General features: G+C 66.3%; 11 protein-coding genes. 3 read left to right on the top strand and 8 right to left on the bottom strand.

Translation table 11 applies throughout. From position 1 onward, the window contains the following. Positions 1-286 precede the first annotated feature (286 nt). Positions 287-1,756 carry a lipopolysaccharide biosynthesis protein gene (locus VGN66_RS04025; protein ID WP_327517546.1) on the top strand — a complete coding sequence of 490 codons (1,470 nt, stop codon included), beginning with the start codon at positions 287-289 and terminating at the stop codon, positions 1,754-1,756. Between the two features lie 39 nt (positions 1,757-1,795). Here VGN66_RS04025 and VGN66_RS04020 read toward each other — a convergent pair whose 3' ends face one another. Next, a complete protein-coding gene (locus VGN66_RS04020) occupies positions 1,796-2,224 on the bottom strand; it encodes a CBS domain-containing protein (protein WP_327517545.1) in 429 nt (142 codons plus the stop codon). 64 nt (positions 2,225-2,288) lie between these two features. Between VGN66_RS04020 and VGN66_RS04015 the strand changes: the two genes are divergently transcribed. After that, positions 2,289-2,573 carry a hypothetical protein gene (locus VGN66_RS04015; RefSeq protein ID WP_224922221.1) on the top strand — a complete coding sequence of 95 codons (285 nt, stop codon included), beginning with the start codon at positions 2,289-2,291 and terminating at the stop codon, positions 2,571-2,573. Here the strand turns inward: VGN66_RS04015 and VGN66_RS04010 are convergent. The 7 genes from VGN66_RS04010 to hisS all read right to left on the bottom strand — a co-directional run bounded on the left by VGN66_RS04010 (position 2,570) and on the right by hisS (position 10,426). Beyond that, positions 2,570-4,141, bottom strand: coding sequence for a hypothetical protein (locus VGN66_RS04010; protein ID WP_327517544.1), 1,572 nt, complete (start codon positions 4,139-4,141; stop codon positions 2,570-2,572). The two genes, VGN66_RS04015 and VGN66_RS04010, sit on opposite strands and share 4 nt — an antisense overlap. 9 nt (positions 4,142-4,150) lie before the next feature. Beyond that, positions 4,151-5,527, bottom strand: coding sequence for a DUF4139 domain-containing protein (locus tag VGN66_RS04005; RefSeq protein ID WP_414713174.1), 1,377 nt, complete (start codon positions 5,525-5,527; stop codon positions 4,151-4,153). 135 nt (positions 5,528-5,662) lie between these two features. Further along, positions 5,663-6,493 carry a DUF4167 domain-containing protein gene (locus VGN66_RS04000; protein ID WP_327517543.1) on the bottom strand — a complete coding sequence of 277 codons (831 nt, stop codon included), beginning with the start codon at positions 6,491-6,493 and terminating at the stop codon, positions 5,663-5,665. Positions 6,494-6,750: 257 nt separating this feature from the next. Beyond that, complete coding sequence (gene prmC, locus VGN66_RS03995) at positions 6,751-7,614, bottom strand: peptide chain release factor N(5)-glutamine methyltransferase (protein WP_327517542.1); 864 nt, start codon at positions 7,612-7,614, stop codon at positions 6,751-6,753. Positions 7,615-7,746: 132 nt separating this feature from the next. Continuing rightward, complete coding sequence (locus tag VGN66_RS03990) at positions 7,747-8,007, bottom strand: hypothetical protein (RefSeq protein WP_327517541.1); 261 nt, start codon at positions 8,005-8,007, stop codon at positions 7,747-7,749. A 41-nt stretch (positions 8,008-8,048) separates the two neighbouring features. After that, the gene (prfA, locus tag VGN66_RS03985; protein WP_327517540.1) at positions 8,049-9,122 is read right to left on the bottom strand and encodes a peptide chain release factor 1; all 1,074 of its coding nucleotides are present in this window, start codon (positions 9,120-9,122) and stop codon (positions 8,049-8,051) included. Beyond that, positions 9,119-10,426 (bottom strand): histidine--tRNA ligase, encoded by a 1,308-nt coding sequence (hisS, locus tag VGN66_RS03980; RefSeq protein ID WP_327517539.1) that lies wholly within the window; start codon positions 10,424-10,426, stop codon positions 9,119-9,121. The genes prfA and hisS overlap by 4 nt, the downstream gene beginning before the upstream one ends. A gap of 80 nt (positions 10,427-10,506) precedes the next feature. On the opposite strand from hisS, the gene miaB reads away from it, so the two are divergent. Beyond that, positions 10,507-11,817 (top strand): tRNA (N6-isopentenyl adenosine(37)-C2)-methylthiotransferase MiaB, encoded by a 1,311-nt coding sequence (miaB, locus tag VGN66_RS03975; protein WP_327517538.1) that lies wholly within the window; start codon positions 10,507-10,509, stop codon positions 11,815-11,817. Positions 11,818-11,914 lie beyond the last annotated feature (97 nt).

The raw sequence follows: 11,914 nt of genomic DNA, 5'->3' as shown, positions 1-11,914 counted from the left end.
CAAGACCCGGGGCCGCCGCCCACATGTCCCTTCATCAAAATCACAATGTCAAATAGCGACAAAGACCGACGCACCGTCTAATCCCTTTTTCTCGGGACGACCTGTGCGTCTGGTTTTTGGTGACCGTCGAAGCGTTCCGGTGAGGAGCACCGCGTCGGTGGAGTGGCTTCTATGCCCGGCTTCGGATTCGGTCAACAGGGTTTTTGCATTTTTGTTGCGCAGCACACCAAACCCGCAGAAAACTGCGGTTTACGACACAGCAACACCTACCTGCCATAGCCATTCCATGACCGAATCACACGCCGAATCGCCGAATGGGGGCCGAGAATCGCTCCGAAATCAGGTGCGCAGTGCGGTGATCTGGCGCTCCGGCACCCAGATCCTGGGGCAGGTCATCGCCTGGGGCGCCACCTTCCTCGTGATTCGAATGCTCGACCCGAGCGACTATGGCCTGTTCGCGATGACCCAGGTCGTGCTGGTGCTGCTCAACCTGCTCAATGGCTATGGTCTGGCGAGCGGACTGATCCAGAAGGCGGATGTCGATGAGCGTGCGGTGCGCCAGCTGTTCGGCATGCTGCTGCTGCTCAACCTCGGGCTTGGCGCGCTCCAGTTCATCCTCGCCCCGCTCGCTGCGGCCTATTACCGTCAGCCAGTCGTCGCCGATCTGCTGCGCGTTCAGGCGCTGCTCTATATCGCGACGCCCTTCATCGCCTTTCCCTATGCACTGCTCGCGCGGGCGATGGACTTCCGCAAGCAGGCGCAGGTGAATCTCGTGTCGGCAGTGGCCGGTGCGATCGCCGCGGTTGCGGGTGCGTATGCCGGCCTTGGCGTATGGACGCTCGTGCTGGCCCCCCTTGTCCTGTTCGGCACCCGCGCGATCGGCATGACTTGGGCTGCGGGATCATTGATGTGGCCGAGCTTCGACTTTCGCGGCGCGGGCGAGATGGCGCGTTTTGGCGGGTTGATCGCGACCGGCCAGTTCTTCTGGTTCGTGCAGAGCCAGTCCGACGTGTTCATCGCGGGGCGGAGTTTCGACCCGCACTGGCTCGGCATCTATACGACCAGCCTGTTTCTGACCCAGATCCTTGTGTCCAAGTTCATCCCCGCACTGAACGAGGTCGCCTTCTCCGCCTATGCGCGGATGCAAGATGATGCTGAGGGAACCGCGATTGCCTTTGCGCGGTCGGTGCGGCTGATCATGGTCGTCGCCATGCCCTTCTATCTCGGACTCGCCGCGACCGCCGAGCCGTTGGTACATGTCGCGCTGGGCGAAAAGTGGCTCGAGGCAGGGCCGATCGTCCATCTGCTCGCGCTCGCCATGCCGTTCATGACGCTGCAGGTGCTGTTCGCCCCCGCAACGGATGCACGCGGGCGACCGGGGCTTGGGGCGCAGACCGCCGCGATCGGCGCACTGCTGCTTCCCGCCGCCTTCCTGATCGGAGTGAAATGGGGAGTCGAGGGACTTGCCTGGGCGTGGATCGCGGTATGGCCGCTCTTTCTACTGGTGACTGCCGCCCGCAGCCTGCCGGTGATCGGCCTGTCGTGGCGCGAATGGCTGGAGGCAATTCTTCCTCCGGTTACGGCGGCGGTCGCGATGGCGCTGATCGTCGGGCTGGTCGATCGCCTGCTCCCGCCGCTTGCGCCCTTGCCGCATCTGGCCCTGCTCACCGGCGTGGGGGCTGGCGTCTATGGTGCGTGGCTGTGGCTTTTCGCGCGCGCGACGGTGCAGGATGCGATTGCGATGATCCGGCGTTGACCAAACCCGCCGCCCCAACGCCCGTTGGACCCGCCTTCGCTACGCCGTCTGGATATAGGCCCGCATCTGATCCGCCTCGGCCTCGATCTTTTCGATCCGGAATTTGACCAGATCGCCGATCGACACGAACCCGATCAACGCGCTGCCCTCGACTACCGGCAGATGGCGGATGCGCCGCTGGGTCATCAGCGACAAGGCGCCGAGCACGGATTCTCCGCGCGTCACCGTGATCGCCGGGGCGGTCATCACATGTCGCACATCCGTATCGAGTGCCGCCGGCCCATCGCGCTTCAAACAGTGAATCACGTCGCGTTCGGAAAAGATGCCGGCCACCACGCCGCCCTCGACCACCGGCACCGCGCCGATGCGTTTTTCGGCAAGCAGCGCAACCGCTTCACGCACGGTCGCGTCGCCGCCGATGGTTGTGACATCCTGTCCCTTGGTGCCGAGGATTGCTGCGATGGTCATCGCCAGTCTCCTTCATCTCGTTAGGCGGTTGAGAGTCCCACGATTCGTCCCCAAATGAAAGGGCATGGAACCGAACCTCGACAATCCCGATTATGCGCGCCTCGCCTGGCGCCGTTACCGCCGCATTTTCGGCTTTGTCGGGCTGCTCGCTTTGGGGTCGGCGATCGTCGCGGTGATCGCGCTCTATGTCGCGGTCGGCGAGTTTCAGCTGCACGCGTCGATCGCGATGGCGATCGGGGTCGGGCTGTCGATCCTGCTCGGCGGCGCGCTGATGGGGCTGGTGTTTTTGAGCTCCGGCACCGGCCATGACGAGCGGTCGCGCGATGCGACGGAAAAGAAGCGGGATTAACGCTGCCGCTTTGGCGGGGGCGGCAGCTGCACCTTATAGCTCAGCGTCTGCGATCCGTTCGCCGGCACCGTCACCGCCCATAAAGTGCGGCCATCCTTCTTGCCCAGCTTGACGCTCGGCCCGCGCATCAATGCGGGGTCGATGTTGAACTCGCCCTCGAACTGGACCGGGAAGGGGTTGGCGTTGCGCACGATCAGCTCGAATGCGTAGCGGCGCAGCCCAGATTGTTTCTGCGGGGCCTGCTGCTGCTTCATTTCCAGCGTCACATTGGCGGTCGCGGGGAATTTGACCTCGACCTCCTCGCCCACCGCCTTGTCGTCGGTGCTTGATTCGTCGATCAGCAATGAGCGCTCACCCTGCTGCTCGAACAGCGCGACCGGCCCAGCGGGGAGCGGCAGCCCCAGCCGGTCGCTTTCCTTGTTCATCGCGCGGAGCAGGATCTGCGGCTGCTCCGCGCCCCGGAAACCGATTTCGGATGCATAGATGATGCGCACCGGCACGGCATCCTTCGACAGCATCGCCACCTGCTTCTGCGCCTTGCCCGCAACGGTGGTGCGGTCGGGAATGCGATAGGCCTTGAGGTCGCCCAGATCCTCCTGAACCGCGACCCGCATCCGCGCGCCCGTCACGACGATTTCCTCACGCGCCATTGGTGCGGCCATGGCGACCGGCGGGGGAGGCGGTGGAGGCGGTGGAGGCGGCGGCGGCGGGATGCCACCCGCGCCATCGGGCAAATAGCATTTGAACTCGAAGGTCTCGACCGTCTCGAATGGGTTGCGCGTCCGCCCCGTCGTCCGGTTGACCTTGCCCGCGACCACCATCGTTTCGGCGTCGGCAAAGCTGGTCATGTCGGTGCTGGCCAAGGTCACCCAGGCGAACAGGTCCGCCGTCCGCACGCCAGCCGCGGTGCCGCCGCCGTCACGCAATGTCGCGACATAGTTCGCCTGCCAGTCAAAGCCCCAGGCGAGGTAAGACAAAGTGATCGTCGCCGTTCCGCCCTGCGGCGATTCGGTCTCGACCGACAAAGTGGGCTTGGCCGACAGCCCGGTCGGCACCGCGTCATAGGCGATCGCATCCTCGGTCGGACCGCAGTTCAGCACCTCGATCCCACGCTCGGTTTCGACGATCGCCGCGCCCGCCGGGCCGGAGCGGATCACAGCGCGCTCCTCCACTGTCTTGCCATCGCGCGTCCGGCGCAGCGTCACCGGTCGGGCATAGCCGCGGCTGTACAGGCTCCCGGCCGACAACAGATCGCCGTCGAGATTCTTCTCGCGTACACCCTCAGGCAATCCGGTGACGATCGCGCTTTCGGGGAGGATGCCCGACGCGACCCCCTCGAACCGGATCACCGCGCGGCCGGCGGGGATCGTTACCGTCCGCGTCTCGGTGATCAGCGCATAGCCGCCGAGCCAGTCGAGATTGATCTTCTCGGCGGAATCGCGATTGGGCGCGCGATAGATGGTGACCCCGACCGAGTCGGGTCCAGCGGAAGTCTGCACGTTCTGCGCCCACGCCCCGCCCGTCCCGGCGAGCGCGGTCGCGATCAGCAGCAGGGCGGCACGCCGCACAGGCGCGACTCAGTAACGCGTTTCGAAGGTCGCGGTCAGCGTCGCCTCGCCATTGGCGGGGACGCTCACCTTCCACAGCGCCTCGTCGGCGTTGACGCGCTCGCTGACCTGGGTCTCCTCCAGGATCCGCGTATCCTGCCACCAGCTGTCGAGCCCGGCCTGCGACAGTTCGACTACCACCGCGTCGGGCCGCGCATTGGTCAGCGTATAGACCATCGTCGTGCGCCATTTTTTGTCGTTAATCCGCGTGCGCGTCTGGACCACCGCCTTGACCTTCACGTCGAACGCTTCGCCGGTCTTGATCGCCAGCCGCGAGCCCATCGGGGTATGCGGGATCGCATTCTCGCCGATGAACTGCGGCGCACCGCGCGCGTCACGCATATAGATGCGCACCGTCCCGGCGGGCAGCGCGTCGCCCAGGCCGCCTTCCTTCGAGGACGAGAAGCGCAGCACCGTGTCGACGCTGCGCGCCTGATCCTGACGGCCGAGCCAGGGGTTGCGATAGGCATAGGCCTTTGCCGCCGGCGCGCCCGCCACATCGAGGAAGCTGACCTGCTTTTGCTGACGCTGCGCGATCGTGGTGCGGCCGGGGATCGGATAGACATAGAAGTCGCCGATCCGCTCGCGGCCCGCGGTCTCGGTACCCGGCACCATCACCGATCCCATGCCGCGCCCGCCGCCGCCGACTGCACCCGCGACCAGCAGCGTGTTGGCATTGGTATAGGTCACGCCGCTATTGTTGGTCAGCGTCAGCCAGCCCTGAACGTCGATCTTGCCCGCCTTTTCGTCGAACAGCGCGACATAGTCGGACTTCCAGCCCATGCCATAGGTCAGGTAGCTGAGCGTCACCGGGCGCGCGCCCGCGGCATCGGCATCCAGCGTCACCGACAGCGTCGGGCGCGCGCGCAGGGATGGCGGCAGCGACGGGAAGATCACCCGGTCGTCCTTCCCCAGCACCTCGATCCGTCCGCCGATCTCGACCACCGTCCCGTCATTATAGGCAAGGATCTTGGCAGGCAGGTTCTGGCCACCGCGCACCACGGTGACGCTTTGGCCGACCGCCTTTTCCATCAGTGCTTCGGGGGTGAGCAGGTCGAAATCGAAATTCTGTTCGACGATGGTCGCGCCGGGCGCGCCGATTGTCACCGTCTCGGGCCGGATCTGTCCCGACACATCGGGGAAATCCTGCTTCGACTTGCCTGCGGGCAGGCGCAGTTCGCGCTTGTCCTGCACCAGCGCCAGATTGTTGTTATAGATGGTGACCGCGACCTCGCCCTGGGCGCTTGGGGCCTGCGGTGCTTGGGCAGATTGGGCGAAGGCGGGCAGCGCCAGCATCGTCCCGGAAAGCGCGGCTCCGGCCGCAAGCGCCAACGTCATCCGCCGCATCGCATTTCCCCTTCGATCTGGTGTGCGCACCATCGCCAATGGGCGCCCGATGTCAACGGTCAACGGTGCCAGAAACGAAAAGGCCGGCCCGTAAGTCACGGACCGGCCTTTATTTTTCGTCGAAGCGGAGGGCGCTTATTCGGCCGCAGCCGGTTCGCCCTCTTCCTTCTTCACGCGGCGACGGCGCGGCTTGACCTCGACCACCTCGCCCTCGACGCCCAGCGCCGGCGGCAGCACTGCCGCGATCTCGGCACCATGGCCCGAATCGCTGCTCGCCTCGTCGCGGCGCGGACGCCCACGGCGCGCGCGGCGACCATCCTCGGCCGGAGCTTCGTCCTCGTTCGCAGCGACCGGAGCCACTTCGCCCTCGACGCCACGCGGCTGACGCTCGCGGCGCGCATCGCGGTCACGGTTGCGGCCGTCGCGGTCACGTCCGTCACGATCACGCGGCGCGTTATCGCGGGGTGCCTGATCGCGGGGTGCCTGATCGCGGGGCGCATGCTCGCGCGGAGCCTGATCGCGGTCGCGGTTCGGGCGGCGGTCGTTGCGCTCGCCGCGGTCGGAACGCTCGTTGCGCACCGGACGCTCGGACTGCTCGTCGCCGTCGTCGCCGAAGTCGCCGTCCTGGCCGCGATTGCCGTCCTCACCGTCGAACTCATCCTCGTCGCCGTCGAACTCGTCGCGCTGGCGGCGCTGTTGCGGATTCTGTTCCTCGAAGCGCGAGCGCGTTTCGGCCAGCACGCGGAAATAGTGATCGGCGAACTGCAGGTAATATTCGGTGTTCACCCGGTCGCCCGCCAATTGCGCGTCGCGAGCGAGGTTCTTGTATTTCTCAAGCAGCTGCGCGGCATTGCCACGTGCGCGATTGTCGATCCGGTTGCCCTGGTTGGGATTGCCGCCGCCCTGCTGGCGCTGGCCACCACGACCGCGACGGCGACCGTTGTTCGCCTGACGATTGTTTATCAACGTCTGTGTGTCCTGTCCTTACTCAATCCGCCATCGGTCAAACAGCGATCCCGGATGCGTGTTACACCGCATGCCGTCACGATCCTTCGGATCGAAACGGCTCCTGCATGGCTGCCGGACAATCAGCAGCGCGCATGCCTTGATTTGGGTCGGCGAACCTTTTCAACGATTTAAGTTGCTGGTTCCTGCCCCGGGGTCATCCTTAGCCCGCGCGGCAACAATCTCCAAGCCTTATATTGGTGCCCCGCAGCGATAGTTCAACTTCGCGGCATTTTGGCCGCAACCGCACGCGGGCGTCCGCCCAGATCGTGGTGCAGCACGGGATCGAGCCCAGCGCCACGCATCAGCGCCGACACGGCCTGCCCCTGCGTCCAGCCGATCTCGACCACCGCGATGCCGCCCGGCGCGAGCAGCCGAGGGAGGTCGGGGATGATCCGGCGATAGTCGTCGAGGCCGTCGGCGCCGGCGAACAGCGCGGCGGACGGTTCGTGGTCGCGCACCTCCGGCCCCAGTTCCTCGCCAACGCCGATATATGGCGGGTTGCACAGGATCAGGTCGAACTGGCCGTGGAGATCGGTTGCCCAGTCGCCGCGCCGCAGATCAACCCGCGCCGCCATACCCAGAGCGTCGGCGTTGCTACGCGCATAGTCGATCGCGATATCAGATGCGTCCACACCGAGCCCCTTCGCGCCGGGCCACTCCGCCAGTGCGGCGAGCAACAACGTCCCCGGCCCGGTCCCCAGGTCCAGCACGCGCTTCGGCCCGCTCGTTCCGACGAAATGCGCCACCGCCGCCTCGATCAGCGTCTCGCTGTCGGCACGCGGCACCAGCACGCCGGGACCGACGCCGATCTCGACGCTCCAGAAGCCGCGCGAGCCGGTGATGTACGCGACAGGCTCATGGGCGAGGCGGCGTTGGACCAGTGCGTGGAAGCTGGCCGGAGCGGGGTCGCCCAGATGCTTGAGCAGCAAATCCTGATGCGACATACCCAGAGCATGCGCCATCAGCAGTTCTGCATCGAGCCGAGGGGTAGCAGACGAAATGCGCGCAGCCGCCTCGGCAAGGGCAACCCTAACTCCCCTCCCGCTTGCGGGAGGGGTCGGGGGAGGGCCTGTCACCATAGGGAGCGGCCCGAATGGACAGGCCCTCCCCTAGCCCCTCCCGCAAGCGGGACGATAATAGCCGCGCCGTCAGCCACCCAAACTACCCAGTCACCCCCGCCCTCTACCAAGATGACAGGCAGCAAACACCGCTCATTTGTAGCCATAGCTATAGGCCCAAAACAGCGCCTTCCCGGCGCGCTCATCGATGTCAGCATATCGCGCTCGAATTTCGCGCGCGGCCGCCTCCGACGCTTGATCGAGCGACTGTAGACGCCAATCGGGCTTGATCGCGTCAAGGTCAGCGAGCACGCCGAGCATCGGCACTTCGATCTCCTGCGCACGCGCTGGACCGAGCGCCGCCACGACCGCATTCCAATGATTTCCAGGACAGGGGTGCTCGCGATAACCCATGTACGCCTCAAGCGCGACGCTCAGGTCGGGCCGTGCCTCGTTCACGAATCGAGCGCCGCCAGCCGCTCGGCCTCGTCCTCGGACACCAGCGCGCCGACCAGCTCGTCCATCTCGCCCTCAAGGATCTCGGGCAGGCGGTGCAGCGTCAGGTTGATGCGGTGGTCGGTCACCCGGCCCTGCGGGAAGTTGTACGTGCGGATCCGCTCCGACCGGTCGCCCGAGCCGACCATCGACTTGCGGGCACCGGAGCGCTCGCTCGCCAGCCGCTCGCGTTCCAGCTCATAGAGCCGCGTGCGCAGCACCTGCATCGCCTTGTCGCGGTTCTTGTGCTGCGACCGCTGATCCTGCTGGATCACCACCAGCCCGGTCGGGATATGCGTCAGCCGCACCGCCGAATCAGTCGTATTCACGTGCTGCCCGCCCGCACCGGACGCGCGATAGATGTCGATGCGCAGATCCTCGTTACGGATCTCGACATCGACCTCCTCGGCCTCGGGCAGCACCGCGACGGTCGCGGCGGAAGTGTGGATGCGCCCGCCGCTCTCGGTCACCGGCACGCGCTGGACGCGATGCACGCCGCTCTCGAACTTGAGCTTCGCGAACACGCCCTTGCCCGCCACGCTGGCGACCACTTCCTTATAGCCCCCGGCTTCCGACGTGCTGGCGGAGATCAGCTCGACCTTCCACCCCTGCCGCTCGGCATAGCGGGTGTACATGCGCAGCAGGTCGCCCGCGAACAGCCCGGCCTCGTCCCCGCCGGTCCCGGCACGGATTTCCAGCATCGCCGCGCGCTCGTCCGCCGCGTCGCGCGGGAGCAGCGCCAGCGCGAGGCGGTGGTCGGCCTGCGCCAGCGCCGCCTCATTCGCGCGCAATTCCTCGCCCGCCATCGCGCGCAGCTCGGCATCGGCATCGCGCGTCATCGCCGCCAGGCTCACCGCCTCGGCGCGCAGCCGCCGTACCTCACCCGCCGCCGCCGCGACCGGCTCCAGCTCGGCATATTCCTTGGACACCGCGACGAAGCGATCCGACGGAAGATCGCCGGTCGCCATCATCGCCGACAGCTCATCCCGCCGCGCCTCGATCTGCGCGATCCGCTCGGGGGAGATGCGGGTCATGGGGTGCGACCGATTCCGTCAAGACCGCCTGCCAAAACGCTCAGATAATCCCACCCCGTCTTACCCTCGGCGGCTTTGAGGTCACTCAGCTTACGTTTCACCTGTGTCCCGGTGCGAAGGCTGCGCACGACGAGTTCTTCAGCGGCCAGTTCATCCTCACCCACGATGACGGCGAAACGCGTTCCAGCCGCGTCAGCGCGCTGCATCCGCTTCTTGAGATTGCCCCGAAACGCCATGTCGCAAATCTGGCCGCCACGCCGGAAGCGCGCCACCAACGCGGTGCAAAGCTGTTCGGCGTCGGCTCCGACGGGAATGACCGTGATGAGTGGAGTCTGAACTCCCGGTTCCTCCAGCAACATCCCCAGCCGCTCGATCCCCGCAGCCCAGCCCACGCCCGGCGTCTCCGGCCCGCCCAGATTGCCGATCAGCCCGTCATAGCGCCCGCCCGCCAGCACCGTCCCCTGCGCGCCGAGCCGATCGGTGACGAATTCGAACGCGGTGTGCCGGTAATAGTCGAGCCCGCGCACCAGCCGCGCATTACGCGTCCACGCGACGCCCGCCGCATCCAGTCCGCTGGTCACCGCGTCGAAAAACGCCCGCGCCTCATCCGTCAGATAGGCATCGATATCCGGCGCCGAATCCGCAATCAGCCGGTCGCGCGGGTCTTTCGAATCCAGAATCCGCATCGGGTTCTTCTCGAGCCGCGTGAGGCTGTCCTCGCTCAACTCCCCGCGATGCGCCTCGAAATGCGCGACCAGCGCCGCGCGCCACGCCTCACGCGTTTCGGCATCGCCCAGCGTGTTGAGCTGCAACGTCACGCCCTCGGCGATCCCCAGCTCCTTCAACAGCTGGTCCGCCATGGTCAGCAGCTCGACATCGGCCTGCGGTTCCGCCGCGCCGATGATCTCAGCGTCGATCTGGTGAAACTGGCGATAGCGCCCCTTTTGCGGGCGTTCGTAGCGGAACACCGGGCCGTGCGTGGTCAGCTTGAGCGGCGCGAATTGCTGCCACCCCTCGGTGATGTACGCCCGGCAAATCCCCGCGGTGAATTCGGGCCGCAGCGTCAGCAAATCGTCGCCACGGTCGGGGAAGGTGTACATCTCCTTCGACACCACGTCCGACGTCTCACCCATCGAGCGCGCGAACACGGCGGTGGATTCGAACACCGGCACTTGCACCTGCTGGAAGCAGTACAGCCGCCGCACATGCTCGAACGCCTCGACCACGCGCGCAAAGCGGCGCTGCTCGTCGCCAAAAATATCCTGCGTGCCGCGCACGCGGCGGGGGGTTTCGATCCGTGCCATGTGGGCGGGTCTCTATTGGCTAGGGGGCCGGAAGGGAAGATTGTTCACGCACCGCCCCCTTTCGACTATAGGCCCGCGCCATGAGCGCCACCCCCAAGACCTATCACGTCAAATCCTTCGGCTGTCAGATGAACGTCTATGACGGCGAGCGCATGGCCGAATTGATGGCGGCACAGGGCATGACCGCCGCTGCCGATGCCGACAGCGCCGATCTGGTCGTCCTCAACACCTGTCACATTCGCGAAAAGGCGACCGACCGCGTCTATTCGGACATCGGCCACCTCCGCAAAAAGGCCCGCAACGCCGAGCGCGCCGCCCCGATGATCGCTATCGCCGGGTGCGTCGCTCAGGCCGAAGGCGACGAGATTATTCGCCGCGCCAAGGTGGACGTGGTCGTCGGCCCACAGGCGTATCACAATTTGCCCGCCCTGATCGCCCAGGCCGCCTCCGGCACCGCCGCGACCGACATCGACATGCCCGCCGCCAGCAAGTTCGGCGCGCTTCCCAGCCGCCGCCGCGTCGGCCCCTCCGCGTTCCTGACGGTGCAGGAAGGGTGCGACAAATTCTGCACCTATTGCGTCGTCCCCTATACCCGCGGCGCCGAGGTCAGCCGGCCGTTCGCCGCGATCGTCGACGAGGCCAAGTCGCTGGTCGACGCCGGCGCGCGCGAGATCACTTTGCTCGGCCAGAACGTCAATGCGTGGGACGACGCCGAGGGTACCGGCCTGCACGGCCTGATCGCCGCGCTCGACAAGATTCCGGGGCTGGCCCGCATCCGCTACACCACCAGCCATCCCAACGACATGAAGGAAGGCCTGATCCGCGCGCATGCGGAGGTCGAAAAGCTGATGCCGTTCCTCCACCTCCCGGTGCAGGCGGGCAATGACCGCATTCTGAAAGCCATGAACCGCAGCCACAGCCGCGATTCGTACTTGGCGATCCTCGACCGCGTCCGCGCCGTCCGCCCCGATATCGCGCTGTCGGGCGACTTCATCGTCGGCTTCCCCGGCGAGACCGAAGCGGAGTTCCGCGATACGCTGAGCCTGGTCGACGCGGTCGGCTATGCCCAGTGTTTCAGCTTCAAATACTCGCCCCGCCCCGGCACGCCGGCGGCGGAGATGGACGGCGCGGTGCCCGAGGAGGTGATGGATGACCGCCTCCAGCGCCTGCAGGCCGCACTCAACCGCGATCAGGCCGCGTTCAACGCCGCGACCTTGGGCCGAACCTGTTCGGTGCTGATCGAGCGCAAGGGCAAGCTGCCGGGGCAGATGCTGGGCAAATCGCCCTGGCTGCAGTCGGTCCATCTGATGACCGACGCCGCGATCGGCGACCTGATCGAGGTGGAGATCGTCCGCGCCGATCCGAACTCGCTGGCGGGGGTAGCGCTCTAAAAATCCTCCCCGGAACGGGGAGGGGGACCGCGACGCGGAGCGGCGTGGTGGAGGGGGCCCGAGGCAACGGATTCCTTTGCCTCGGGCCCCCTCCACC

Origin of the sequence: Sphingomonas sp. (assembly GCF_035998645.1) — a bacterium.
In the GTDB taxonomy this organism is placed as follows: Bacteria; Pseudomonadota; Alphaproteobacteria; order Sphingomonadales; family Sphingomonadaceae; genus Sphingomonas.
Note: the sequence above shows the minus strand (reverse complement) of the source record. Positions and strands in the feature narration are given on the sequence as shown.

Bases quoted from the DNA above. Each gene is read 5' to 3' on its own strand.
- VGN66_RS04025 (WP_327517546.1), top strand. From the start codon at position 287: ATGACCGAATCACACGCCGAATCGCCGAATGGGGGCCGAGAATCGCTC.
- VGN66_RS04020 (WP_327517545.1), bottom strand. From the start codon at position 2,224: ATGACCATCGCAGCAATCCTCGGCACCAAGGGACAGGATGTCACAACC.
- VGN66_RS04015 (WP_224922221.1), top strand. From the start codon at position 2,289: ATGGAACCGAACCTCGACAATCCCGATTATGCGCGCCTCGCCTGGCGC.
- VGN66_RS04005 (WP_414713174.1), bottom strand. From the start codon at position 5,527: ATGCGGCGGATGACGTTGGCGCTTGCGGCCGGAGCCGCGCTTTCCGGG.
- prmC (WP_327517542.1), bottom strand. From the start codon at position 7,614: ATGGTGACAGGCCCTCCCCCGACCCCTCCCGCAAGCGGGAGGGGAGTT.
- VGN66_RS03990 (WP_327517541.1), bottom strand. From the start codon at position 8,007: ATGGGTTATCGCGAGCACCCCTGTCCTGGAAATCATTGGAATGCGGTC.
- prfA (WP_327517540.1), bottom strand. From the start codon at position 9,122: ATGACCCGCATCTCCCCCGAGCGGATCGCGCAGATCGAGGCGCGGCGG.
- hisS (WP_327517539.1), bottom strand. From the start codon at position 10,426: ATGGCACGGATCGAAACCCCCCGCCGCGTGCGCGGCACGCAGGATATT.
- miaB (WP_327517538.1), top strand. From the start codon at position 10,507: ATGAGCGCCACCCCCAAGACCTATCACGTCAAATCCTTCGGCTGTCAG.